The 25,290-nt window shown below is 43.3% G+C and carries 22 protein-coding genes; 10 read left to right on the forward strand and 12 right to left on the reverse strand.

The genetic code is table 11. The features are described from left to right. Positions 1 to 25 precede the first annotated feature (25 nt). From JMX95_RS00190 to JMX95_RS00215, 6 genes are all read right to left on the reverse strand, one after another. On the reverse strand, positions 26 to 820 hold the full coding sequence (locus JMX95_RS00190; RefSeq protein WP_045446787.1) for an ABC transporter ATP-binding protein: 795 nt from the start codon (positions 818 to 820) through the stop codon (positions 26 to 28). Between the two features lie 31 nt (positions 821 to 851). Further along, on the reverse strand, positions 852 to 1,751 hold the full coding sequence (locus JMX95_RS00195) for an ABC transporter permease (protein ID WP_045446789.1): 900 nt from the start codon (positions 1,749 to 1,751) through the stop codon (positions 852 to 854). 430 nt (positions 1,752 to 2,181) lie between these two features. Continuing rightward, the gene (locus JMX95_RS00200) at positions 2,182 to 3,222 is read right to left on the reverse strand and encodes an ABC transporter substrate-binding protein (RefSeq protein ID WP_087815043.1); all 1,041 of its coding nucleotides are present in this window, start codon (positions 3,220 to 3,222) and stop codon (positions 2,182 to 2,184) included. Between the two features lie 173 nt (positions 3,223 to 3,395). Beyond that, positions 3,396 to 4,448, reverse strand: coding sequence for an ABC transporter substrate-binding protein (locus tag JMX95_RS00205; RefSeq protein WP_193009397.1), 1,053 nt, complete (start codon positions 4,446 to 4,448; stop codon positions 3,396 to 3,398). A gap of 313 nt (positions 4,449 to 4,761) precedes the next feature. Further along, positions 4,762 to 6,873 (reverse strand): methionine--tRNA ligase, encoded by a 2,112-nt coding sequence (gene metG, locus JMX95_RS00210; RefSeq protein ID WP_201553654.1) that lies wholly within the window; start codon positions 6,871 to 6,873, stop codon positions 4,762 to 4,764. Positions 6,874 to 7,271: 398 nt separating this feature from the next. Beyond that, on the reverse strand, positions 7,272 to 8,687 hold the full coding sequence (locus JMX95_RS00215; protein WP_087815040.1) for a GntP family permease: 1,416 nt from the start codon (positions 8,685 to 8,687) through the stop codon (positions 7,272 to 7,274). Between the two features lie 347 nt (positions 8,688 to 9,034). Here JMX95_RS00215 and JMX95_RS00220 point away from each other — a divergent pair, with 347 nt between their 5' ends. The 8 genes from JMX95_RS00220 (at position 9,035) to dcd (ending at position 16,716) form a co-directional block, all read left to right on the forward strand. Continuing rightward, complete coding sequence (locus JMX95_RS00220; protein ID WP_198329730.1) at positions 9,035 to 9,748, forward strand: CoA transferase subunit A; 714 nt, start codon at positions 9,035 to 9,037, stop codon at positions 9,746 to 9,748. Between the two features lie 176 nt (positions 9,749 to 9,924). Then, positions 9,925 to 10,554 carry a CoA transferase subunit B gene (locus JMX95_RS00225; RefSeq protein ID WP_045455208.1) on the forward strand — a complete coding sequence of 210 codons (630 nt, stop codon included), beginning with the start codon at positions 9,925 to 9,927 and terminating at the stop codon, positions 10,552 to 10,554. 61 nt (positions 10,555 to 10,615) lie between these two features. Beyond that, on the forward strand, positions 10,616 to 11,416 hold the full coding sequence (locus tag JMX95_RS00230) for a 3-hydroxybutyrate dehydrogenase (RefSeq protein WP_087815038.1): 801 nt from the start codon (positions 10,616 to 10,618) through the stop codon (positions 11,414 to 11,416). A 171-nt stretch (positions 11,417 to 11,587) separates the two neighbouring features. Further along, positions 11,588 to 12,940: a magnesium transporter gene (mgtE, locus tag JMX95_RS00235; protein WP_198329729.1), complete on the forward strand. Its 1,353-nt coding sequence runs from the start codon at positions 11,588 to 11,590 to the stop codon at positions 12,938 to 12,940. Between the two features lie 171 nt (positions 12,941 to 13,111). Further along, entirely contained in the window at positions 13,112 to 14,335 is a 1,224-nt protein-coding gene (gene apbC, locus JMX95_RS00240) for an iron-sulfur cluster carrier protein ApbC (protein ID WP_201559744.1), read from the forward strand. 160 nt (positions 14,336 to 14,495) lie between these two features. Further along, the gene (locus tag JMX95_RS00245) at positions 14,496 to 14,849 is read left to right on the forward strand and encodes a hypothetical protein (RefSeq protein ID WP_201559746.1); all 354 of its coding nucleotides are present in this window, start codon (positions 14,496 to 14,498) and stop codon (positions 14,847 to 14,849) included. A 12-nt stretch (positions 14,850 to 14,861) separates the two neighbouring features. Beyond that, positions 14,862 to 16,004 carry a DUF2804 domain-containing protein gene (locus JMX95_RS00250; RefSeq protein WP_055124350.1) on the forward strand — a complete coding sequence of 381 codons (1,143 nt, stop codon included), beginning with the start codon at positions 14,862 to 14,864 and terminating at the stop codon, positions 16,002 to 16,004. 136 nt (positions 16,005 to 16,140) lie between these two features. Beyond that, positions 16,141 to 16,716 (forward strand): dCTP deaminase, encoded by a 576-nt coding sequence (dcd, locus tag JMX95_RS00255; RefSeq protein ID WP_011513914.1) that lies wholly within the window; start codon positions 16,141 to 16,143, stop codon positions 16,714 to 16,716. A 107-nt stretch (positions 16,717 to 16,823) separates the two neighbouring features. Here the strand turns inward: dcd and JMX95_RS00260 are convergent, their stop codons facing one another. The 6 genes from JMX95_RS00260 to JMX95_RS00285 form a co-directional block, all read right to left on the reverse strand. Next, entirely contained in the window at positions 16,824 to 17,261 is a 438-nt protein-coding gene (locus JMX95_RS00260; RefSeq protein ID WP_045446801.1) for a ClpXP protease specificity-enhancing factor, read from the reverse strand. Positions 17,262 to 17,515: 254 nt separating this feature from the next. Then, entirely contained in the window at positions 17,516 to 18,130 is a 615-nt protein-coding gene (locus JMX95_RS00265) for a glutathione S-transferase N-terminal domain-containing protein (RefSeq protein ID WP_201559748.1), read from the reverse strand. Positions 18,131 to 18,326: 196 nt separating this feature from the next. Continuing rightward, complete coding sequence (locus tag JMX95_RS00270) at positions 18,327 to 19,043, reverse strand: cytochrome c1 (protein ID WP_045446804.1); 717 nt, start codon at positions 19,041 to 19,043, stop codon at positions 18,327 to 18,329. After that, entirely contained in the window at positions 19,043 to 20,263 is a 1,221-nt protein-coding gene (locus JMX95_RS00275; RefSeq protein WP_372815435.1) for a cytochrome b, read from the reverse strand. Before JMX95_RS00275 ends, JMX95_RS00270 begins: the two co-directional genes overlap by 1 nt. A 7-nt stretch (positions 20,264 to 20,270) precedes the next feature. After that, complete coding sequence (gene petA, locus JMX95_RS00280) at positions 20,271 to 20,855, reverse strand: ubiquinol-cytochrome c reductase iron-sulfur subunit (protein WP_045446807.1); 585 nt, start codon at positions 20,853 to 20,855, stop codon at positions 20,271 to 20,273. A gap of 471 nt (positions 20,856 to 21,326) precedes the next feature. After that, positions 21,327 to 23,270: an ATP-binding cassette domain-containing protein gene (locus JMX95_RS00285; protein WP_201559751.1), complete on the reverse strand. Its 1,944-nt coding sequence runs from the start codon at positions 23,268 to 23,270 to the stop codon at positions 21,327 to 21,329. Positions 23,271 to 23,559: 289 nt separating this feature from the next. On the opposite strand from JMX95_RS00285, the gene JMX95_RS00290 reads away from it, so the two are divergent. Together JMX95_RS00290 and JMX95_RS00295 are read left to right on the forward strand one after the other, a co-directional pair. Next, on the forward strand, positions 23,560 to 23,784 hold the full coding sequence (locus tag JMX95_RS00290) for a SlyX family protein (RefSeq protein WP_413786803.1): 225 nt from the start codon (positions 23,560 to 23,562) through the stop codon (positions 23,782 to 23,784). Between the two features lie 221 nt (positions 23,785 to 24,005). Next, positions 24,006 to 25,199 carry an OmpP1/FadL family transporter gene (locus JMX95_RS00295; protein WP_198329723.1) on the forward strand — a complete coding sequence of 398 codons (1,194 nt, stop codon included), beginning with the start codon at positions 24,006 to 24,008 and terminating at the stop codon, positions 25,197 to 25,199. Positions 25,200 to 25,290: the final 91 nt, after the last annotated feature.

The raw sequence follows: 25,290 nt of genomic DNA on the forward strand, positions 1-25,290 counted from the left end.
GAGTTGAAGAATTTTGCTAAGTTATTTAACTCAATATCAAGCTATCATCTTCGACTTTTTCGCCGCGAGTTTGCTCAAACATATCAAGTAAGTCATGTACAGTCATGCCTTGACGTTTATCGCCAGCCACATCTAATACCACTTGTCCTTGATGTAACATCACTGTTCTGGTGCCATGCGCCAATGCCTGCTGCATCGAGTGGGTAACCATCATCGTTGTAAGCTGATTGTCCGTTACAATTTTATCGGTCAATTCTAAAACGAAAGCAGCAGTCTTAGGGTCGAGGGCAGCAGTATGCTCATCAAGCAATAAAATTTTGGAAGGTTGCAATGAAGCCATCAATAGGCTAACAGCTTGACGTTGACCACCGGATAACAGACCCATACGGTCGGTCAGACGATTTTCTAGCCCCAATTTTAATACTGATAATTTTTCGCGAAATAAATCACGGTTATTTTGGTTGAGTGCAAAGCTCAAACCACGTTTGCCGCCGCGCTTATAAGCCAGCGCCATGTTTTCTTCGATGGTTAATGCTTCACAAGTCCCCGCCATCGGGTCTTGGAAGACACGAGCCACCCAATGGGCGCGTTGGTGCGCGGTCTTTTTGGTGACATCGATACCATTTAATAAGATTGAACCGCTATCGACGCGCGTGGTACCACTGACCGCATTTAAAAAGGTTGATTTACCCGCGCCATTGGTACCGATGACAGTGACAAATTCACCATCAGCGATGTTGAGATTGATACCGCGTAGGGCAGGGTTTTCAATGGGCGTTCCAGGATTAAAGGTCAACCGCAAATCTGTAGCTTGCATCATAATAATTATTCCTTATGGTTGCACATTGACATTAAGCCCGAACTTTACGACTTAAAAATTTATTTTTAGCTTTTGGCAATACCAAGGCAAATACGACGAGTAGCGCTGTAATCAAGTTTAAATCTTGCGGACCAAAACCAATACTACGGAGCGTATCGCTCGATAGCGCCACCTGAATAAATAGCTTGTACAGCACCGCACCGACGACCACGGCAAAGGTAATCAGCCAAATTCGCTTGGCAGGAATGATGGTTTCACCGATGATGACCGCTGCCAAACCGATGACAATGGTACCAATACCGATCGAGATATCTGCGCCACCTTGAGTCTGCACAAACAATGCACCTGCTAGAGCAATCAAACCATTAGAAATCGCCATACCAATGATGGTCATCCATGAGGTATTGATGCCTTGCGCCTGTGCCATGCGGAGGTTGGAACCCGTCGCCCGCATCGAAAGACCCGTTTCGGTACTATAGAACCAGTTTAAAAATAACATGGCAGCTATCACCACGACACCAATAATTAGACAGCGCATCCAATAACCGTTGCCATCAGTGACCAAGGTGCTAAAGACCGTGGTTTCACCCAATAATGGCAAGTTCGGCGCACCCATAATCCGTAAATTGATAGAATATAGTGCGACCATCACCAAGATACTGGCAAGTAGTTGCAGGATGCCAAGTTTGACGTGTAGCCATGCCGTAACAATACCAGCGACTGAACCTGCCAACATACCAAAAGCACAGGCAAGCCATGGGTTGACACCAGCGATGATAGAAATACCAGCGACAGCGCCACCTAGTGGAAAACTACCGTCAGCGGTCAAGTCGGGGAAGTCGAGGGTGCGAAATGAGATCAGCACACCAAGTGCTACTAGGCCATAAATCAGACCGCTTTCAAGTGCACCAAAAAAAGCAATTAAAGACATAAGAGATCAGTAAGTCATAACCAAGCGTTTAGCAACTAACGTTCTAATATCGATTCATAGAATGAGTGCGTGATATAGATCAGCGCTGTCTCATCTATACGTCAATTTTAGCTAAACGACTAAGCGGTGAATTTAACAGATTAAACAATCTGCGGTTAGGGTAAACCAAAACATGTCACGATCAACAGCTATCATAAGCTACCTAGGTTCAAAGCTTTGATTAAAAAAAGGGCAAATTTAGAAATGACGCAAATACTTTATATTTAATCAATGTGGTTTAAATAAGAAGCCCAGCCTACTGATTCATAGCTGGGTTTCTGATGTTAAACATTTAGCCTCATCGCATAAAGGTAGATGACGGCTGACACCAAATCCATCAAACTCGATATCTACCTTATGATAGCTGTAATGAGCTAGCTATAAAAGTGCGTTATTCTACCACTTCTTTTGCTTTATCGATAACCGCTTGTGACAAAGTAATGCCTTCTTCTTTGGCATGCTTTGGACTAACGTATAGATCCAACATTTGCGGGGTGTAGACAGGAATAGCGCCTGCTTTTTCACCATTTAAAATACGTACCACGATTTTGCCTGTTTCGCGACCAAGCTCGTAGTAATTCACGCCCAATGCAGCAACGGCACCACGCTCAACTGAGCTAGTGTCAGACGCAATCAGTGGGATTTTGCTCTCTTTAGCGACTTGATATAGTGATTCGTAAGCCGATACGACGTTATTATCGGTTGAGGTATAGATCATATCGACCTTACCTTCGAGGCTACGTGCTGCCATCGCAATATCAGTACTACGCTGGGCAGGCGCTTCGAGTACATTGATACCTAGTGGTGTCAGTTTTTCTTTTAAGTTTTTCAAGATAATCGTTGAGTTGACTTCGCCTGGGCTATAAACATAGCCGACATTCTTCAGGCTCGGGATGATTTGACGCATCAATTCAATTTGTGGCTCATAAGGCAGGGCATCAGAGCCGCCAGTGACATTGGTGCCAGAGCCATCTAGTTTGGTCACTAGTTTGGCGGCAACTGGGTCAGTGACTGCTGAGAATACTAAAGGGATACTGCTAGTAGCAGCAGCTACTGACTGCGCTGATGGAGTACCAATCGCAACGATAACGTCTGAATTGTCTGCGACGAATTGCTTAGCAATCTGTCCAGCAGTGGCAGTGTTACCCTGTGCGCTTTGGAAATTAACCTTTAAATTTTCACCATCCTTAAAGCCTGCTTCATTAAGCTCGTCGATAACGCCCTTACGGACGTCATCAAGCGCTGGATGTTCGACGATAGCTGTGATTGCGACAGTCTTCATAGCCGTGGCTGCATCGCCAGTCGCAGCTGTATCAGTGGTGCTGGTATCTTGTGCTGATTGATTACAGCCAGTCAAGATGGCAGTACAAACGCCACCTAATAATAGTGCTTTACTAAAGTTAAAATGACCAAAACGATTTTGATACAACATGGGTCTCACTCCTGAAAATAATAATGTGTCCGTACATTATTTAATTTATAGATAAAAGGTATAGATGGATAAAGGGTAAAGCGAGCCATCTATATAGAAGGCTAAATGTTATTTTTCAGTGCTACTTGTCAAAACTATTTATCCGTATTATTTATCCGTATTATTTATCCGTATTATTTATCCGCACTCTGCGCTTGTTTGTCGATATTAATGGCATTTTTTAGCAGCTCATCAGTCAGGCTGAAGCCTTGCTCAGCCGCATGTTTCGGGCTTGCATATAAGGTTAAAGTATTCATCACTTCAGGCTTAACGCTACTAACTGCTTCGCCATTTAAAACACGATACACCATTTTGCCTGTGGTACGACCAAAGTCATAATCATTGACACCAAGTGCCGCAGTTGCACCACGTCGCACACTGAACTCGTCTGAGGCAATGACAGGAATATCAAGCTCATTGGCAGCACCTGCCATCGCTTCAAAGGCGGATACCACATTATTATCTAGTGAGGTATAAATCACATCAACACGACCAGCAAGGCTACGAGTCGCCATCGCCACATCCGTTGGGCGATTGGCGGTTACGTCTAATATCTTAAGCCCACGCGCAGGCGCAGCTTTTTTTAGTTGATTGAGTACCACCACCGAATTGACCTCACCTGGACTATAAACATAGCCAATGGTTTTTGCATTAGGCGCAATTTTTTGAATATTGTCCAGTTGCGGCTCGATAGGTAGCTCACTAGACAGTCCTGTCACATTAGATTGGATAGGCGTATTGTTCTCATTAATGAGCTTTGCCGCGACAGGGTCTGAAATAGCCGTATAAATAACCGGAATCGTCTTAGTTGACGCAACGATAGACTGAGCTGATGGCGTCGAGATTGCCACGATGGCATCTGGATTGTCTCCTGCAAACTGCTTCGCAATCTGACCTGCTGTCGCTGTATTGCCTTGAGCACTTTGAAAATTAATGGTTAGATTTTGGCCTTCAACATAGCCATTATCTGCCAACTCATCAATAATGCCGCGACGCATCGCATCTAACGAAGGATGTTCGACGATTTGAGTGATGGCTAATGTCTTGGCAGGCTTGTCAGAATCTGCGGCGGCACTTGTATCTGTCGTTGCAGCAGTGTCGGTCGTGTTTGAGCAGCCAATTAATCCAAGCGCGGCGCTCATAGCAGCACCGAATAGGCTGAAGCGTAAAGTAGTAGCAAAGGTCATTTTATTGGGGCTCATAGGTTAGAGAGTGCAGGTTACCCGAGTCAATGTTATGTGCATGCTGAGATAACGGGCTAACATCAAAGTAATCAATCCATTGATCATTACGTCCATATTATGACAGTAATGTAACTTATGGCAATAAGAAATTAAAACGCGTTTGTCATTACCTCTGTAAAGAACGTACTGAATCAATATTCATCGATATTATCTTCTATATAAGCACTGATTTTGGCGATTGACCAGCGATAGTTTTGGGACAATAAAAAAGATGCCCAGCTGGACATCTTTTTTGTTTGTTGAGTAAGCCTAACTATTAAGCAAGCACATCGCCAATCACGCAGTTGTCAGGTAAAGTAACCACTGTCAGCTGAGTTTTTGGATTGCCAGTTGATAGCACCATACCTTCTGAGACACCAAACTTCATCTTACGCGGGGCAAGATTGGTCACGCAAATGACCTTTTTATCTAGCAATTGCTCAGGCTCATAGAACTTACGGATGCCGCTAAACACATTGCGCGGTTTGTCTTCGCCAACGTCCAAGGTAAATTGTAAAAGCTTATCTGCGCCTTCGACATGATTGCAGGCTAGAACGTGAGCGACTTTCATCTCAACTTTGGCAAAGTCTTCGATGCCGATATAGTCAGTTTGCTCAGTATTTGTCTCAGCATCTATATCAGTAGCAGCTTCTTTTGCTGGCTTATTATCTTTTTTAGCAACGGCTTTGCTAGCCACAGGAGCAGCAGCTTGAGCCAAAGATTCTTTTGAGGCCTCAACCATCGCGGCAACGTCTTTTTCTTCTATACGCTGCATCAAAGGCTTGAACTTATTGATCTTGTGCCCCAGTAGCCACTCATTACGGCTGGCAAAGCTTAAGTCGTCAATGTTCAAAAACGCTTTGGCATTGGCGGTTAGCTCAGGCAATACTGGCGCAAGGTAGACCATCAATTGACGGAAGATATTAATCGCGACCGAGCAAACATCTTGAACTTCTTGCTCTGCGCCTTCAACCTTAGCAAGTGCCCATGGTTTTTTCTCATCGATATATTCATTGGCTTTATCAGCACATTGCATAATCAAACGCATGGCACGCGAAAACTCACGGTTCTCGTAAGCGGCAGCAATCTCATCGCCCGTTTTGGTAATATCTTCTAATAAACTTGGCTCAGCGCAGACTTCTGTGAGCATGCCGTCGTACTTTTTGACCAAGAATCCAGCACTGCGGCTAGCGATATTGACCACTTTACCAACCAAGTCAGAGTTAACCTTTTGCATGAAATCTTCTAAATCAAGGTTGATATCTTCGACTTTATCAGACAATTTACTAGCAAAATAATAACGCAGGTATTCAGGATGTAAGTGATCAGCATACGTTTCGGCTTTAATAAAAGTACCGCGTGACTTACTCATTTTTTCGCCATTGACCATCAAGAAGCCATGAGCAAAAACACCCGTTGGTGTACGGAACTCACTACCAGCAAGCATAGCAGGCCAAAATAGCGCATGGAAATAAACGATGTCTTTACCGATGAAGTGATACACCTCGGTTTTATGCTCGTTTTCTTGCATCCAATAACGGTCGAAATCAAGCGCCTCGTCTGTACCTGCGCGCTTATCGCATAGGTTTTTGAAACTCGCCATGTAACCGACTGGCGCATCTAGCCATACATAAAAATATTTGTCTGGCTCATCGCTTGGGGTATTTGGAATCTGAAAACCAAAGTAGGGCGCATCACGGGAAATGTCCCACGTTGCCAGACCTGCTTCAAACCATTCTTGTAGTTTATTGGCGACCGATGTTTGCAAGCGATTGTCACTACGCGTCCAATCTTTTAAGAATTGCTCAAATTCAGGCAAATTAAAGAAGTAGTGCTTGGAGGTTTTTAGAATAGGCGTGGCATCTGATAACGTTGAATGCGGGTCTTTAAGATCCGTTGCATCATAGGTCGTACCGCAAACTTCACAGTTATCGCCGTATTGGTCTGCCGCTGCGCATTCAGGGCAAGTACCCTTGACAAAACGATCGGCTAAAAATAGCTGTTTTTCAGGGTCAAATAATTGTTCGACATCTTTTGTACTGATATGCCCAGCATCATTCAAGCGACGATAAATCAGCTCAGAAAAATGCTTGTTTTCTTCTGAGTGCGTGGAGTGATAATTGTCAAAGTTAATCAAAAATTTGGCAAAATCTGCTTCATGCGACGCTTTCACCGCGGCAATTTGTTCCTCCGGTGTGACGCCATTGGCTTCTGCTTTGAGCATGATTGCCGTACCGTGTGCATCGTCTGCGCAGACATAAGTGACCTGATGGCCTTGCGCTTTCATGGCACGTGCCCAAATGTCGGTCTGAATATATTCTACAAGATGCCCCAAATGGATATGGCCATTGGCGTAGGGCAGCGCACTGGTTACTAGAATCTCACGCACTTTTATCACCTATATTTTTATATAAACGGGTTGGTTATCAAACGTCTTAAGCGGTTTTGAGCTATTAGACGCGATACTATTAATATCAAACTATCAATGCTAAAACGTATTAAGCAAATAAAAATTTAAAAAAGTGTGCCTATGATACCGTAATTCGGCCAAATTTGTGACATTACCTGAGTAATTAATATAGTCGCTAATAAAGCGATTAACTCTATACGGTATATAGAGTGTCAATCAATTATGAGAGATAAATAGTCGGTTGTATTTAGAGGTAGTAATGAGAAAGCATGCATAAAAAACCCACCAAGCAATCGCTCAGTGGGCTCTTTGGTATCAAGCAATAATCGTTAAATTTAATTATCTTTAAGGTTTAATAAATGCCTCATTCTAGGATATTAGAACGAGCCAAATATCGTCCCTAAAATGATAACGGCGACCACAGCAATAAGTGGAATCACCATCGTTACCATGGCGACGTTTAGATAGGACTGCTTATGGGTCAAACCACAAATCGCAAGTAAGGTGATGACCGCACCACTATGCGGTAGCGTATCCAAACCACCTGCTGCCATCACAGCAACACGGTGCATCAATTCTGGGTCAATACCCGCTGCGACCGCCATTCTTAAATAGTCTTCACCCAACGTCGATAACGCGATACTCAAACCACCAGACGATGAGCCAGTAATACCAGCCAGCGTAGTCATCGCCACCGCTTCTGAGATTAAAGGATTGTCAGGTGTTAGATTTAAAATACTATCACGAATGATGAGGAAGCCTGCTAGCGAGGCGATAACCGCGCCGTAGCCAACTTCTGAGGCAGTATTAAAAATCGGCAGCATCGAATCATAAGTACCACGGTTGATGGTTTTTTGCAGATTATTCCAATGACCGATACGTAGCAAAATTAACACCGCACAGGCCACGACTAACGAGATGATTATTGACCATAAACCCAGTGAGCCTGCGATATTTAGATCAGGAAACTGAGCTTGTAAGCCGCTAAAATCCACTGATGGAAAGACAGTGTAAGTTAATAGAGCATTCAAGCCAATGACCAACACCAGTGGAATCATAGCAATAGTAAATGAGGTGTGATGCGTATTTAATACCTCAGTTTCTTTTTTGGCTGCGCCAACGCCGCCCACATCCTCTTCGTCATGCTGACCATAGCCTTCGCCTGCTGCATTGGCTTTTCTGGCGCGTGATTGTAGCCATAACCAACCACAAATAAACATGATGGTGCCGCCGATAATACCCAAGATAGGCGCGGCAAAAACGTTGGTATTATAGTAAGGAATCGGAATGGCGTTTTGAATGGCAGGCGTACCTGGCAATGCCGTCATCGTAAAGGTAAATGAACCTAAGGCAATCGCTGCCGGAATCAAGCGCTTAGGAATATCAGCGGCTTTAAACAAGTCTTTGGCAATGGGGTAAATAGCAAATGCCACGACAAATAAAGAGACGCCACCATAGGTTAAAATGGCACAAACTAAGATAACCGCTAAGATGGCTTTGCTGGCACCAAGCTTTTCGACCACAGTTTTGGCAATCGCAGTCGCCGCACCAGAGTCTGCCATCAAACGCCCAAATAATGCACCCAGCAAGAATATAGGGAAAAACTTAAGTAAAAATCCACTCAATGCGCCCATAAACACATCGGTATAGGCAGGAATAGTGCTTAAAAAATCACCTGATAATAGTACGGCTAATGTCGCCATAATCGGTGCTAATATCAGCACGGAATAACCGCGATAAGCAAAAAACATCAGTAATAATAAAGTAATGACAATAGCAAAGGTACTAAACATGACCGCCCTCCTTGGCAAAGTTCAATCAGCGAGTATGCAGAGCATAGTGATATTGGTCAATAAAATTACTTAAAATAGCCAATATTTGATATTTTATTAAACATAAATCCTGTCTTAATAAGATATTGACCCATCATATATACCGCTACTGCGCTGGCTTGTATATTCCTATGGTTATTCTCTTCTCGCTACGAGAATAATATGGTAAGTTAGCACAAGATTTTTAATTATGATATATCGATAGAAATTGTATTAGTATAAATATGGAAATATTGAGTGATGTCAGTCACTCATAATCATTGATGATAGAAGTTAATAACAAAAAATAGACTTGCAAGGAGATAAGCATGAGTCAATCAAAAGTATATAGCAGTGCCGAAGAAGCGCTAAAAGGTATCGTCAGCGATGGACAAACGCTCGCTATCGGTGGTTTTGGTCTGTGCGGTATTCCTGAAGCGTTAATCGCCGCATTGCGTGATAGTGGTGTTAAAGGGTTAACTTGCATCAGTAATAACGCTGGGGTCGATGATTTTGGCTTAGGATTGCTATTGCAAACGCGCCAGATTAAAAAAATGATTTCATCCTATGTCGGTGAAAATAAAGAATTTGAGCGTCAATACTTGGCAGGCGAGTTAGAAGTTGAATTAACGCCGCAAGGGACTTTAGCGGAAAAACTACGTTCGGGCGGTGCTGGTATTCCTGCGTTTTACACCGCCACTGGCGTCGGCACACTGGTCGCTGAAGGCAAAGAAACCCGTGATTTTGACGGTCGTACTTATATACTTGAGCACTCATTGCGCGCTGATGTGTCATTAATCAAAGCGCAAAAAGCGGACAAAGCGGGCAATTTAATTTTTAACAAGACGGCGCGTAACTTCAATCCAGATTGCGCCATGGCAGGCAAAATTACTATTGTCGAAGTCGAAGAAATCGTAGAGACGGGCACCTTTGATCCTGATTATGTGCATCTGCCGGGTATCTTTGTGCAGCGTATCGTCTTGAATAGCAATCCTGAAAAGCGTATTGAAAAAACCACGATTAAGGCCGTTGAAGGCGCTTAGTTAAAGGCTTTATAGATTTTTTTAAAGTGTTAAATTAATAATAGAATATTGTAAGACTATTCCTAAAAATTTGAGTGGCAAGGAAAACGAGTGAAAGTGCTACATTTAGTAGACTAAGCGAGTTTCACACCGCTCATCATATTTTTTGGGGTCGTTATAAAAATAAGGAAGTTATCATGGCATGGACAAGAGAGCAGATGGCACAGCGTGCCGCACAAGAGCTACAAGACGGCTATTATGTCAACTTAGGCATTGGACTACCAACCCTAGTCGCCAATTATATCCCCAAAGATGTCGATGTTTGGCTACAGTCTGAAAATGGTCTATTAGGTATTGGCGAGTTTCCGACGGCAGAAAATGTCGATGCAGATTTGATTAATGCGGGTAAACAAACCGTCACTGCCGAAGCGGGTGCCAGTTATTTTAGTAGCTCAGAGTCGTTTGCGATGATTCGCGGTGGTCATGTCAATCTTGCGATATTGGGTGCGATGGAAGTATCAGAAAAAGGTGATTTGGCCAACTGGATGATTCCCAAAAAGATGGTCAAAGGCATGGGCGGTGCGATGGATCTAGTCGCTGGCGTGCAGCGCGTGATTGTCTTGATGGAACAAGTCAATAAACACGGCGAGCCAAAAATTCTTGCCAATTGCGAGCTACCATTGACAGGCAAAGGGGTGGTTGATCGAATTATTACCGAACTTGCTGTACTAGACGTCACTGACAACGGTCTAAAGCTAGTTGAGCTGGCAGAAGGTGTTAGCTTTGATGAGCTACAAGAAAAGACGCCAGTGAGCATTGCTCAATAAGCTTGTTAGATATATTTGGCACAGACCTCTAAAAAACCTATTTGATAATGGACTATAAAATATGGCGACCCAATTACAACAGGATTTGTCGGGCAAAGTGGCATTGGTGACAGGCGCTGCCAGCGGTATCGGACGTGATATCGCTGAAACTTATGCCAAAGCAGGCGCAGCGGTTGGTATTGCTGATATTAATCTTGAAGCCGCTCAGAAAACCGTTGATGCTATTGAAGCGGCAGGCGGACGCGCATTTGCCATTGCCATGGATGTGACTTCAGAGGAGGCGGTAAACGCTGGTGTGCAGCAGCTTGTCGATACCTTTGGTGGTATTGATATTCTTGTCTCCAATGCTGGTATTCAGATTATCGATCCAATCCATAAAATGGCGTTTGAGGATTGGAAAAAAATGCTTGCTATCCATTTAGATGGGGCATTTTTGACCACCAAAGCGGCGATACAGCATATGTATAAAGATGACAAAGGCGGTACGGTCATTTATATGGGGTCAGTCCATTCGCATGAAGCATCCATGTTTAAGGCGCCTTACGTCACAGCGAAACATGGGTTACTTGGGCTGTGCCGTGTATTGGCCAAAGAAGGCGCTGAGCATAATGTACGCGCGCATGTGATTTGCCCAGGGTTTGTCAAAACACCATTGGTCGAAAAGCAAATTCCGCAACAAGCGGCTGAAAAAGGCATCAGTGAAGAATCTGTAGTCAATGATATTATGCTGGTTAATACGGTAGATAAAGAATTCACGACGGTTGACGATATTGCCCAATTGGCATTGTTTTTAGCAGCCTTCCCAAGCAATGTATTTACAGGTCAGTCTATCGTTGCCAGTCACGGTTGGTTTATGAATTAACAGCGTGGTGAATTAATGGGTTCGCGGGTTGTTTGATTGGTTTAAGAATCATTGGCTTGCTAATAAAAGACCAATCCATTAGCATCTAGTTTTATATTAATTTGAGCCAATTAGATTGGCTCTTTTTTATGAGCGCTTGAATACCGTTTCGGGTCGCACGGAGTAAGTATAATGAATGATAAGGATTTTGCAAAAACGCTTGCAGCAAAATTAAGCCGTGCTATCGAGCAACAGCAGTTTGAGCAATCAATCAATCAACTTCAAAATTTGCGCCCGATTGATATTGCCGATGTTCTGGCACTCATGGAGCCAAATCTTGCGTGGCAGCTACTTGAGCATCTGCCCAATCGTTCTACCGTGTTCTCCTATTTAGAAACGGATATTCAGGTTGCACTTGCCTATGTATTTCCTCGGGCTATATTAGCAAAGATAATAGGCGAGATGCCTGCGGATGAGCGCGCAGATTTATATAAGCGCCTCAGTCAAGATCAACGTGATGCCTTGTTGCCCGCATTGGCACAGGCACAACGTGAAGATATTCGTAAGTTATCTGCCTATGAGGAGCGCACTGCTGGTGCGTTGATGACGTCTGATTATGCGACTTTAGCTGCTCATATGACTGTCTCTGAAGCATTGGCAGCACTGCGCCTAGAAGCACCTGATGCCGAAACTATTTATCATGCTTATGTGATTGATGATGAGCGTAAATTATTAGGCGTTGTCTCTTTACGAGTACTTATTTTAGCGGCTCCTGAACAGCTGATTAATGACATTATGATGAGTACAGTAGTGTCTTGTAATGTCAATGATGATCAAGAAGACGTTGCGAAAGTCGTGGCTCGCTATGATTTAATTGCGCTGCCTATTACCGATGATAGTGGTGCTTTGGTCGGTATTGTTACCCACGATGATGCGATGGATGTGGTGAGTGATGAGGCAACCGATGATTTCCATAAGTCGGGAGGTGTCTCGACCATGGTTGGCAAATTAAAAGACGTCAGCGTTCGGGTGTTATACCGTAAGCGGGTCTTTTGGTTAGTGTTCTTAGTATTTGGTAACTTGCTCTCAGGCTTTAGTATTGCAAAATTTGAAGATGTGATTGCCGCCAATTTGGTATTGGTGTTCTTTTTACCTTTATTGGTCGACAGTGGCGGTAACGCTGGCTCGCAGTCAGCGACCTTGATGGTGCGAGCTTTGGCGACTGGCGATGTGGTCATGCGTGACTGGTTTTCATTATTGGGTCGAGAGGCAGTGGTTGCGTTGATGCTTGGGGCGACGATGGCGGTGGCTATCTCAATCATCGGTTATGTACGTGGTGATGCAGTGGTGTCGTTAGTGCTGGCACTGAGTATGATGTCGGTGGTGATGATTGGTTGTGTGATTGGTATGAGCTTACCTTTTGTGCTTAATAAATTGGGTTTTGACCCTGCCACTGCCAGTGCGCCTTTGATTACCTCTGTCTGTGATGCCTCGGGTGTACTTATTTATTTGTTTATTGCTTCACAGTTTTTGTCTATCGGTTAACGCTGCTATAAAGCCTAGTCCCACTAGCGTTGTGGTTTTTTTATAGTGGTAATTCAGCTACACTGTCACTATAAAAGGTCTGGCTAAAACGCTCACGAGCGGTATTGTTCACGACAGTATTCACTGAGTTTTTGTCATGCCCACTCACTTGTATAGGCAGTAATAGTCGCTATGTTTAACTTTATGAAGAAAACCTCCACCAAAAAATCAGAAACACCAGAGCAGCGGGCAGAGCGCGATAGTGCCGTGGACAAGGTGCTGCTTGGTTATGAGGTAGGTACTGTCAGTATTGCCACCATGGTAACGGGGCTCGAACGTGATGGTGACCAGCTCACCTTAGACTTGCGTCTACCCGTAAATAGTAATCCTGAAATTATCCAACAAGAACTTGGGCAACTGTTACATCCGCACGGGATCAAGACTATTCATATGAATGTTCGTCTGCCCGCACCGACGAAAGGCTCGGGGTCAAGTCTGCCAAAAGCAATGCCAAAAACCACTAATGCCATGGACAATCAACATAAACCAGCGGCAAATGCTGATAGCAATACTACTGTTGAACCACCAATTACCAAAGCCGCACCGACACAAGCGTCACTCGCCGCGCATCCGCGTATTCGTCATATTATCGTCGTGGCATCGGGTAAAGGCGGTGTTGGTAAATCCACTACCACGGTCAACATTGCTTTGGCATTACAAAAGCTAGGCAACCGTGTTGGCGTACTTGATGCCGATATTTATGGTCCTAGTATGCCAACGATGCTGGGCGTCGATAATGTCAAACCTGAGCTGGAAAACGAGCAGTTTGTTCCTATCAATGCACACGGCATGGCAATGTTATCGATTGGTAGCTTGCTCGATGGTGACAATACGCCTGTCGCGTGGCGCGGACCAAAAGCCACTGGTGCGCTGATGCAGCTGTATAACCAAACCAACTGGCCGCAGCTGGATTACTTAGTGATTGATATGCCGCCAGGTACAGGCGATATTCAGTTGACACTAGCGCAGCGTATTCCCGTAACGGGTGCCGTGATTGTCACGACGCCGCAGCATATTGCCTTACTTGATGCGCAAAAAGGCATTGAGATGTTTAACAAAACCAATATCCCAGTACTCGGCGTGGTCGAAAACATGGCACTGCATACCTGTAGCAACTGTAATCATACCGAAGCTATCTTTGGCACAGGTGGCGGCGAAAAAATTGCTGAGCAATATCAGGTGCCGCTGTTAGGTCAGTTGCCATTGGCCAGCGGTATTCGTGCACAAGTGGATAAAGGTGAGCCGAGCGTATTAGCCGATGATGAGTTTGCGCCGTACTATCTTAGCATTGCTAAAAATATCGAAGCCAATATTAATAAATTCGCCAAGCCTGTCGATGATAAACGTATTTTTTAATAGTGGTTTTTAATAAGAATGAAATAGCTTAAGTGGATAGTATTTAAAGTGCTTTTATCTTTAAAAAGGGAATATTGTGAGCTTATCGATTTATCAAGGTCATTTAGATAGTATTCCCAAAAAGTATAGGTGACTGAAATTATTCCGTTCGCCGATATATGTGATTGAGCTCTCAAACAATCAAGTGATTGCCGTTTGCTACTATAAAGATGGGAGTAGTAAACGCCATCAGGTCAACGCCGACTTTAGCAATCGCCGCATGGTGATTGCTGACTTTAACAAATTCTCACAGGCATTAACTGACCTCTTACTTAAGTTTCCGAGACATTTCTTATGGATGAGCGCGATAGCCGCTACCGATGTGACAGAAACACTGGCAGATGGATTGACCAGTATTGAAGTTAAGCTGATAACGGAAGCGTTTTTTGTGGGTTCTGCGAAGGCAAAAAGAAAAACTGTACATACTGCCGTGAGTTATCAAGGAAAAATAGTACCTTTAGAAAAATTTGGCTAGGATGCCTTAATCATGAATCAAAATCGCAATGACCAAAACCAACAACACTTATCTACCAGCATTAAGCCAGTTGTGCTCGATGAGCTGATTAAAAATGGTCAGCCTATTTTTGGTGTTTTTGCTCACGTTAAAAATATCAATTATTTGGACTATTACAGTCATCTTATTTCGCAAAAGGCGCTGCCAAACTGGCGCAAAGAGTTAAAAGCCAATCAATTTTGCTTTATTCAAATTATCCAGCCGCCTTATCGGGTTTGTCTGGCATTGGCAACGATTAAGTTGGCAACGAGTGCCTTTGTTTATCTTTATAACGATGAGACTGAGCAGCTAGAGGTTTGTGAAGCATTGCAGCCGTTAACGCGGCAAACACAGTTAGAAGGCGAGTGCTATCAAGGGCAAATGGCATTCATCCATAGTAGTCTCACATTAACATTGGACTTTACGCCTTCACAAATCGCAGTAGCATTGGACAGTAAACACATTACGCTTGATGCGACGCTACAGCGGCAAGCAGTGCCATTAGCAGTCTGCACACCAACGGGCAGGCGCGGCTGGACCTTCACCCAAAAAGAACCGTTGACGGGTATATCTGGTTGTTTACTTATTAAATCCCATTCAAAATTTAACACTGATGCTCAAGCCAAACAAATTCACTTTTCCAAAACGACTATCGCCAATCTCGATTGGACGCTTGGTTATATGCGTCACAAGACCAATTGGTTTTGGAGTTGTATCAATAGTTATTTGCCAGACGGTCGTCATTTTGTCCTAAATCTAGCGATGGGCGTCAATGAGACCGGTGTTAGCGAAAATGCGTGCTGGCTGGATGGGCAGATTTATTATTTACCGCCTGTGATGTTTGTTCGTGATGGTTTAAATTTGCCAGCTAATGAGCAAGATGATACTGCTAAAACCATAGATAATACGCGACAGCCTTGGCGCATCTATCATCAAAACCTAGGCTGGAGCAATGTTGATATTGACTTAACCTTCACGCCGATAACCGTTTATAAAAAGACGGATAACTTTGGTGTGCTTGCCAGTATATTTGAGCAATGGCTTGGCTTTTATAGTGGTGAGATTCGTCTAAAAGATGACGTGATTAAAATCGATAAGATAATGGGCTTAGCAGAAGATCATTTCGCAAAATGGTAGGCGGTTGTCGTATTGATTGTAGATTTATATTAAACGCAGGCAAGCCTATAAATTGAGCGCTCAATTCCGTATAATCGTCGCTATCAAAATACACTTCATATCGTAAATTTTATTTTATAGCTGCTAAGGAACAAAAATGTCTATCAAGTCTGACCGCTGGATTCGTAAAATGGCTGAAGAACACGGCATGATTGAGCCGTTTGAAGCGGGTCAAGTACGTTTTAATGATGCAGGCGAGCGTTTGGTTAGCTACGGTACGTCAAGCTATGGTTATGATGTACGCTGCGCGCCTGAATTTAAAGTTTTTACCAATGTTCATTCAGTGATTGTAGATCCAAAAAACTTTGATGAGAAAAGCTTTATTGATGTCATCGGTGACGAGTGCATTATTCCGCCAAACTCGTTTGCGCTAGCACGCACCATGGAATATTTCCGTATTCCACGTGATGTGTTGACGATCTGTCTTGGTAAGTCGACGTATGCCCGTTGCGGAATTATCGTCAACGTGACGCCGCTGGAGCCTGAGTGGGAAGGGCATGTGACTTTGGAATTTAGTAACACCACCAATCTACCAGCGCGTATTTACGCAGGCGAAGGAGTGGCACAAATGCTGTTTTTCCAAAGTGATGCTGATGACGTATGTGAAACCAGCTATAAAGATCGCGGCGGTAAGTATCAAGGTCAACGCGGCGTGACATTGCCAAGAACCTAGTAATCTTATATGCTAACTGAAAGTGCACAATGATAAATCTTTTAGATTAATCACAAAAAGGCTGACCGTATATAATACGACCAGCCTTTTTTATACCGAAAAATTGACTATTTCAACACTTTTAAACCAGCTTTATTATCACGTTTGGCTTTAGGTGTCGCAGTAGGGCTCTTCTGTGAGCTTACTATCGCATCATCTTCAGGTTGATAGTTGTCATATTCATTGGGGTCAAAAAACATCCCTTGCGAGTTTTCTTTCGCATAAATACCTAATACCGATGTCATTGGTACCCAAATCTCTTGTGACACGCCGCCAAAACGCGCACTAAAATGAATATAATCATTTTCCATACTCATATTACCAGTCGCACGGCTGGCGATATTCAATACGATACGACCATCTTGCACGTGTTCCCTTGGAATCTGTACGTTTTCGGCAGTGGCATCAACCATCAGGTAAGGCGTTAGTTGATTGTCTTCTATCCACTGATAAAGCGCGCGCACCATATAGGGACGTGTTGGGGTAATAGAGGTGGTTTCGCTCATCTAAGGGTTTCCTATACTGATAATTTGAATATAATAACTTAAAGGTATTTTTTTGTTTTCTATTTTAAGACAGCGGTTAAGCATTGTCTAGGGTGTGTCCTACTCTTGCAAATGGTGATAAAAATTGCAGCCAAACAAGAAAAATAGTACTGATAATATCGAAATATAAGCGAGTTATTTGACACAGTTTGACAAAGATTTAGTCATTTTTATCCCATTTAAGGTTTAATGCTCAGATTGAGAATACACCCTAATTAACGCACACTTTTTTGAAAGCTAGTACGTTCAAAGACCCGCTGTTGATAATCAAATAAGGGGCGACTAATTGCGCGTGGCAGCTCAATTCCCATTTCTTCAAGTCGCCATAACAAAGGTGCTAACAATACATCACACCAGCCAAAATCGTCTGCCATAAAGTAAGGCTTATGAGCAAACAGTGGTGACAAAGTAATCAAAGAATCGCTTAACTGTTTTTTCGCAATAGCAGCTTGTGCTTTATTAAAGCTATTAGGGTGCACGAGTAGACGCTTACCGAGTACCAGCCAATCATGCTGAATACGCCAAGCCAGCTGGCGAAATTGGGCACGCTCTTGCGGGGTATCTGGCAGTAGCTTGTTTGTATGGTAACGCTCTTCAAGATACTCAAAGATAACATTGATCTCATACAGTGCGATTTCACGTTGTTGCAGAACAGGTAAGGTGTGATAGGGATTCAGCTCGGTTAAATCTTCAGGCCGTTCAGAGTGCAAGCGTGATAGATAATAGGCAAGCTTTTTTTCCTCAAGCAATAGGCGCACTACATGACTGTCGTAGCCGTCATCAGCGTATAAAATCAGCTGACTACTTGGAATGTCGTTCGCATCAATCATGAAAGCCTAATGTTAATAGTAAAGCCTATCATCGTAAACAAAGTTGCCCTGATTATCAAGGCAAGGTACGTAAACATTGCGGGTGAGCCTTGTTTTAAATAATGGTTCAGTGTTTTATGGTCTTTTAAGAGACAAAAAAAGGCACTACCAGAGTAGTGCCTTTTTTTTCGATAAAAATATATTTTTTAATACTTAATTATTTTACATCTTTCCAGAATTCTTTGTTCAATAAGTAAACTGGAATGAGTAATACTAATAAGAATAAAATCACAAAGAAGCCAATCACTTGACGGTCATGACGGTTAGGCTCTGCCATCCACGCCATAAAGTTAACCAAATCACCCACTTCAGATTCAAACTCTTCAGCACTCAGCTCTTCTTGCATATTATGCAAGACATGAGGCATCGCCGCATTGGCAAGTACTAAGTTATTGGCACCCCAAGGACGGCTTGGGTCTTCATAAAACGATAACAGGTAAGTATATACCCAGTCATCGCCACGTAGTCTGGTTTCAAGTGATAAGTCTGGTGGTGCTGCGCCAAACCATGATGCTTGTACTTCAGGATCAATTTCAGCATTGATATGATCACCGATTTGATCGGTGGTGACCATCAAATACTTTTCGACCAACTCAGGTGGTATCTCTAAATCTTTAGCAATGCGCGAGTGACGAACATACTGTGCAGAGTGACAACCAGCACAGTAGTTCATAAAGATTTTCGCACCGTTTTGTAGCGAGCCCTTATTGGTAAAATCAATAGGAGCAGTACTACAAGCTAAGTGTTCTTCAACACCCTCAGCATTGGTGAATGTACCACATCCACCGCCACCAGCTGCCAGTGCAGTACCAGCCGTCAAGGTTAATGCCGCGCCTAAGCCTAGACCCGCTAGGGATTTAATTAGCGTGTTCATTAGTGACCTCCGGTAACGCGTTCTGGTGGCTGTTTACACTTCTCAATAGAGGTATAAATTGGCATCAGTAAGAAAAACAAGAAATACAAGACAGTGAAGATACGAGCCATCAATGTTGCTGTTGGTGTCGTTGGCGTCGCGCCTAAGTAACCTAAAACTAAGAAACTAATCGCAAACACGGTTAAAGCAATTTTAGATAAAATGCCTTTATAACGTATAGAGCGTACAGGCGATCTGTCTAGCCATGGTATCAAGAATAGTACGGCAATCGCACCACCCATCGCAATCACACCACCTAACTTGTCAGGAACCGCACGTAAAATGGCATAGAATGGCGTGTAATACCATACTGGTGCAATGTGTGCTGGCGTTTTCAATGAATTCGCTGTCTCAAAGTTTGGTGGCTCAAGGAAGAATCCGCCACCTTCTGGGAAGAAGAATACCACTGCAAAGAACAAGATAAAGAAGACCACGATACCAATCATATCATGCACTGTGTAGTACGGATGGAATTCAATACCATCTAAGGGCACACCATTTTTATCTTTTAGCTTCTTGATATCAATACCATCAGGGTTGTTCGAACCCACATGGTGTAGCGCTACAATATGCATGAATACTAAGCCCACAAGTACAAGCGGGATAGCAACCACATGTAGAGCAAAGAAGCGGTTTAGGGTGATACCTGAGATAATATAATCACCACGTACCCATTCTGCAAGCCCATCACCAATCACAGGTAGAGCAGCAGGAAGGTTCAAGATAACCTGTGCACCCCAAAATGACATATTGCCCCAAGGAAGTAGGTAACCGAAGAAACCTTCTGCCATCAATGCTAAGTAAATACCCATACCGATGAGCCAAATAAGCTCACGTGGTTTCTGGTATGAACCATATAGCAGTGCTCTAAACATATGCAGATATACGACCACAAAGAACGCAGATGCGCCAGTTGAGTGCATATAACGGATGAGCCAACCACCTTTGACATCGCGCATGATGTATTCAACAGACGCAAATGCCCCTTCGGCACTTGGGTTGTACATCATGGTCAGCCAAATACCTGTTACCAATTGGTTAACCAATACCACCATTGATAACACGCCAAAAAAGTACCAAAAGTTAAAGTTTTTTGGTGCATAGTACTTTGACATATGGTATTCATAGGTTTCGGTCGCTGGAAAGCGTGCGTCCACCCAATGCATTAACTTTTTACCCATGCTCATATTAAGCCTCCCCAATCGTCAAGATGGTACCATCCATGTTGTAATCTGGGACAGGTAAGTTAAGCGGTGCAGGAACGCCACTATAAACGCGACCCGCCAAGTCATATTTAGACCCGTGGCATGGGCAGAAAAATCCGCCATACCAATCATTACCACCCAAGTCAGCCGCGCCAACATCAGGACGGTAGTTTGGTGCACAACCTAAATGTGTACAGACGCCTTCTACTACCAAGACTTCTGGCGAGATAGAGCGTTCTGGATTTTTACAGTATTCAGGTTGTAATGATGCATCAGATTCAGGGTCAGACAGTAAAGGTTTTACTGACGCTAAAGTCGCTAGCATGTCTTCTGTGCGTTTGACCACAAAAATGGGTTTACCGCGATATTTGACAACGATCATCTGTCCTGCTTCGATAGAACCAATGTCTTGGGTCACTGCAGCCCCTGCAGCCTCAGCTTTAGCGCTTGGGTACCAAGAACGGACAAAAGGTGTTGCCACAGCAGCTACCCCAGCTGCACCAATCGCGGCAGTCGAGGCAATAAGAACTCTACGGCGTTGTACGTTAACGCCTTCGGCTTGGCTCATTAATACTTCCTCCAGGTGAATGAAATGGGATTATCCCACACTGGGTTTGTGGCTTAGAAAATGTACAATATCAAGCCACTTTGGCTGTGCCTAATTTTGCTAATTGTTGCTATTCTAAGCTATTTCGGTGATAAAATAAATTATTGCGTTAAAAATAAAGCAACCTTGATAGAACATACTCTAAGGTTGAATAGGAGAATTGATGCAAAATAGCTGCATTATCAATGTCTCACATAGATTTTTTGGCAAGGATTATAAGCGTGATGACCTTATAATTAATAAGGATATTTTGCAATAGCGAATGATACTCGAAATTAAGGTAATGTTCACTAACTTTCAGTACCTAACTACTATGTAAGTAGTCGTAAACCAATAATCACCGCTTTATAAAAACAAAACGGTGATTATTTCATTATTTTTCATATCTTATAAAACTCGAAGTTTTATAAAACATCGCTTCAGTCGCTAACGTTAGCTCTCAAGCGCACTCCAACGCTCAAGCTTATTCATCATCTCATCTTCAATCGTCAGTAGGCGCTCACTTGCGGCAGTCGCTGCATTAACGTCAGTGGTGAACCATGAGCCATCTGCTAGTTTCTCTTGCAATTGCGCTTGTTCAGCTTCTAATGCAGCGATTTCTTTTGGCAAATTATCCAGTTCACGCTGTTCATTGAAATTGAGCTTTTTGGCAGATTTGTTAGGTTTTGCTGCGGTTGTCTTATTGGTAACTTTACTGGCAGTATTTGCATTATTGGCTGGTGCTCTAGCCGCGTGTGCGGCTTGCTCACGGTTTTTCTGTACCAAGTATTCTTGATAACCACCGACATACTCTTTGACGATACCTTTGCCGTCTTCATCTTGGTCAAATACCCAAGTAGAGGTAACGACATTGTCCATAAATGAGCGGTCATGGCTGATTAGCAAAATTGTACCGCCAAAGCTGGCGACTGACTCTTCTAGTAGCTCAAGTGTCGCCATATCCAAGTCATTGGTTGGCTCATCGAGTACCAGAATGTTGGCAGGCTTTAATAGCTGCTTGGCAAGTAGCACGCGGTTACGCTCACCACCTGATAGTGCTTTGACAGGGGTACGCGCACGCTCTGGGGCAAATAAGAAATCTTGTAGATAGCTCATGATGTGTGTCTTACGACCGCCCACTTCGACGAAGTCTGAGCCTTCTGAGACGTTTTGCGCCACACTGGCTTCAAGGTCTAACTGATCGCGCAACTGGTCGAAGAAAGCGATTTTAAGGTTGGTACCTAACTCAACACTACCAGTCTTGGTGACTTCATCATCAGACATATCGAGTAGGGCTTTAATTAGTGTGGTTTTTCCCGCACCGTTGGGTCCAACAATACCGATTTTATCACCGCGCATGATAGTCGTCGTAAAGTTATCAACCAATACGTTGCCATTATACTCAAGATGTAAGTTTTTGACTTTACAGACCAGCTTACCGCTTTTCTCGCCTTGACCCATGGTGATATTAACGTTACCGACTTGCTCACGGCGATCGCTACGCTCTTCACGCAGTGCTTTTAGCTCACGGACACGGCCTTCATTACGAGTACGGCGGGCTTTGATACCTTGGCGAATCCAAACTTCTTCTTGCGCCAGTTTTTTATCAAAGTTGGCGTTATTTTTTTCTTCAGCGAGTAACTGTAGCTCTTTTAGCTCTTGATAGCGTGCATAGCCACCTTCGCCTTGAGTGACGTCATAGCTGGTTAATTGACCACGATCTAGCTCAATGATGCGCGTCGATAGTTTGTTGACGAATGCTCTATCATGGGTGACAAACAACAATGTTAGACCTTGCCAATCCAATAAAAAGCGCTCTAGCCATTCAATACTATCAACGTCTAAATGGTTGGTAGGCTCATCGAGCAGCAGTACATCAGGTTTGGTGACCAATGAGCGTGCTAGTAGTACACGGCGCTTACGACCACCTGATAATGAAGACAAATCATCATCTGGATCCAGCCCCATGGTTTTGATCAGGCGGGTGGCTTCTCGTTCTAAATCCCAACCGTGTACCGCATCGATATCATGCTGCAAATCGGCCATACGCTCGCAGGCATCCATGTCGCCATTGGCACATAAATCTGTTTGGGCATTGTAGTTGATAAGCAGCTCAGCCGTGCGGCTGCTACCACCCATAACGATGTCTAGGATACGTCCGCTTGTCTCGGGAACGTCTTGTTCTAGCATCGCAACGCGCACGCTGCTATTGATAATGACTTCGCCGCTATCAGGTTGCAAGGTACCGTTAATTAGCTTAAATAAGGTGGATTTGCCTTCGCCATTACGGCCAATTAAACAGACACGTTCACCTGCTTCAATAGCAAAATCAATGCCATCAAGAACAGGAGCGACGCCAAAAGCAAGGTGGATATCTTTTAAATGTATCAGAGCCATAGAATATCTTAAGCTTATATAATAGTGAGGTAGGGGTTGCTGCAAAATTGCGAGCAGTATAACATGCCATCACGTGACTGTAGTGAGCGTAAATGATTTTATCCGCACTATTTATGACTTTTGTTCAAGGCTGCTATTTTATAAAGAGCATCGTCGTCTAATTGCTACTTTTTATCGGTCATCGAGCCATTTTATTAATGAATCCTACCAGTCTTATGTTTATGATAATTCAGAGAAAAATATGAATCAATTTAATCCTAAAGATAAAGCTCAGAACGAGGCTTTATCTGTGCACACGGACCTACAAACGCAACAAGTCATTGATTTACAGATGAGTATGGCGCATCTAGAAATGACAGTAGAGCGACTCGATGAGGTAGTTGCGCGGCAAGATAAAGATATTCAGACATTACAACGACAGTTGCAGCTGATTTATAAACAAGTGGAAAGTCAGGATCCTGAAGGCGGCATTGCACCTTTTGATGTAATGGCAGAAAGACCCCCTCATTATTAATATCTGCAAAATTAATATCTGCAAAAACTGAATGGTTGAAAATTTATGACTATTATATTCGCATTGTGAAATACGGATACTGTTCAGTCATAATCAGGAAATAATGTGTTTTTGCAGTTGTTTTAATGTTCGAAAATCATTACTATCCTCCACCTCGGATGCTGCTTGCTTATTAAAATTAAGTAAAGTAGTAAAACAATGCGGACGTTTGGAGATACATAATGCGCGCAAATTTTCATTTGAAAACTCTCACAGTAGCTGTCGCTGCTCTTTCTATTGCTAGCGTTGCTAGTGCTGCTGGTCTTGATCGTTCAGGTCAAGATATCACTGCATTCTTACAAGATGGTACTTATGCTGAAGCTGTTTATACGTATATCGATGCTGATGTGACTGGTGAAGACGAATCAGGCAACAAAATTGATGACATCGCAGAAGACTATGACTTTTTCCGTTATGGTGTAAAAGCAGATATCAATGAAACCTTTAGTATTGGTATCTTATATGACGAGCCATTTGGCGCGGCTGCGGATTATAGCGGTAAAAATGACTTTGTATCTCATGAACCGAATCCTAATTTTGGTGGGCTCATACAACCAAACGGTGAAGAAACTAACGTAGAAGTACGTACTGAGAGCATTACTGGTATCCTGGGTGCAAAGCTTGGTATGAATAAAGAGTTTCAAGTGTACGGTGGTCCAGTAGCCCAACGTGTAAAAGCAGATGTAAAGTTGCGTGGCAAAGCTTACGGTTTAGCAGACGGTTACACTACGCATATTAGTGCTGACCAAGATTATGGTTGGTTAGCCGGTGTTGCTTACAGCAAGCCTGAAATTGCTTTACAAGCTGCGCTGACGTATCGTTCAGAAATTGACCATACTTTACCTATTTCAGAAAGCTTCCCAGCACTGGCTTTCCAACAAAAAAATCCAAATAGAGCTGGTAAAATTGATATTACTACACCTGAATCTGTAAACTTTGATTTCCAAACGGGTATCAATCCGACGATGCTTGCGACTGCTAAAGTCCGTTGGGTACCATGGAGTGATTTTGCTATTGTTCCGCCTCTTTATAATGAAGCGAGTAACCTATCACTAGTAAGCTATGATGAAGATCAATGGCAAGTTGAACTAGGTCTCGCTAAGCGCATGACGCCAGCATTAGCAGTGACAGGTACTGTTGGTTGGGATAGTGGTGCTGGTAATCCTGTAACCTCACTAGGTCCTATTGAAGGCTATTACAGCGCTGGTTTGGGTGCCAAGTATAATGTGACAGAAAACTGGGCAGTATCAGCTGGTGGTAAATACTTATGGTTCGGTGATGCTGAAGGACAAATACCGAACAAAAATATTGTGAGTGATTTTGAAGACAACGATGGTTTTGCACTCGGCATGAAGCTTTCTTACCAAGCAAACTAATGTAATTTGCTAAATTATAAATCTATAGCCTAGATAATAAAAAGCGATCCTGATTGGGTCGCTTTTTTATGCCAGCGTGTTTAAGTTTAAT

The organism is Psychrobacter sp. NC44 (assembly GCF_904846655.1).
GTDB lineage: Bacteria > Pseudomonadota > Gammaproteobacteria > Pseudomonadales > Moraxellaceae > Psychrobacter.

Excerpts from the sequence above, each read along its gene's own strand:
- JMX95_RS00260 (WP_045446801.1), bottom strand. The coding sequence starts at position 17,261 with ATGAGCGAAACCACCTCTATTACCCCAACACGTCCCTATATGGTGCGC.
- JMX95_RS00285 (WP_201559751.1), bottom strand. The coding sequence starts at position 23,270 with ATGGCTCTGATACATTTAAAAGATATCCACCTTGCTTTTGGCGTCGCT.
- JMX95_RS00190 (WP_045446787.1), bottom strand. The coding sequence starts at position 820 with ATGATGCAAGCTACAGATTTGCGGTTGACCTTTAATCCTGGAACGCCC.
- JMX95_RS00275 (WP_372815435.1), bottom strand. The coding sequence starts at position 20,263 with ATGGGTAAAAAGTTAATGCATTGGGTGGACGCACGCTTTCCAGCGACC.
- JMX95_RS00250 (WP_055124350.1), top strand. The coding sequence starts at position 14,862 with ATGAATCAAAATCGCAATGACCAAAACCAACAACACTTATCTACCAGC.
- JMX95_RS00195 (WP_045446789.1), bottom strand. The coding sequence starts at position 1,751 with ATGTCTTTAATTGCTTTTTTTGGTGCACTTGAAAGCGGTCTGATTTAT.
- JMX95_RS00205 (WP_193009397.1), bottom strand. The coding sequence starts at position 4,448 with ATGACCTTTGCTACTACTTTACGCTTCAGCCTATTCGGTGCTGCTATG.
- JMX95_RS00215 (WP_087815040.1), bottom strand. The coding sequence starts at position 8,687 with ATGTTTAGTACCTTTGCTATTGTCATTACTTTATTATTACTGATGTTT.
- JMX95_RS00200 (WP_087815043.1), bottom strand. The coding sequence starts at position 3,222 with ATGTTGTATCAAAATCGTTTTGGTCATTTTAACTTTAGTAAAGCACTA.
- JMX95_RS00230 (WP_087815038.1), top strand. The coding sequence starts at position 10,616 with ATGGCGACCCAATTACAACAGGATTTGTCGGGCAAAGTGGCATTGGTG.
- dcd (WP_011513914.1), top strand. The coding sequence starts at position 16,141 with ATGTCTATCAAGTCTGACCGCTGGATTCGTAAAATGGCTGAAGAACAC.
- petA (WP_045446807.1), bottom strand. The coding sequence starts at position 20,855 with ATGAGCCAAGCCGAAGGCGTTAACGTACAACGCCGTAGAGTTCTTATT.
- JMX95_RS00265 (WP_201559748.1), bottom strand. The coding sequence starts at position 18,130 with ATGATTGATGCGAACGACATTCCAAGTAGTCAGCTGATTTTATACGCT.
- JMX95_RS00225 (WP_045455208.1), top strand. The coding sequence starts at position 9,925 with ATGGCATGGACAAGAGAGCAGATGGCACAGCGTGCCGCACAAGAGCTA.
- mgtE (WP_198329729.1), top strand. The coding sequence starts at position 11,588 with ATGAATGATAAGGATTTTGCAAAAACGCTTGCAGCAAAATTAAGCCGT.
- apbC (WP_201559744.1), top strand. The coding sequence starts at position 13,112 with ATGTTTAACTTTATGAAGAAAACCTCCACCAAAAAATCAGAAACACCA.
- JMX95_RS00295 (WP_198329723.1), top strand. The coding sequence starts at position 24,006 with ATGCGCGCAAATTTTCATTTGAAAACTCTCACAGTAGCTGTCGCTGCT.
- JMX95_RS00270 (WP_045446804.1), bottom strand. The coding sequence starts at position 19,043 with ATGAACACGCTAATTAAATCCCTAGCGGGTCTAGGCTTAGGCGCGGCA.
- JMX95_RS00220 (WP_198329730.1), top strand. The coding sequence starts at position 9,035 with ATGAGTCAATCAAAAGTATATAGCAGTGCCGAAGAAGCGCTAAAAGGT.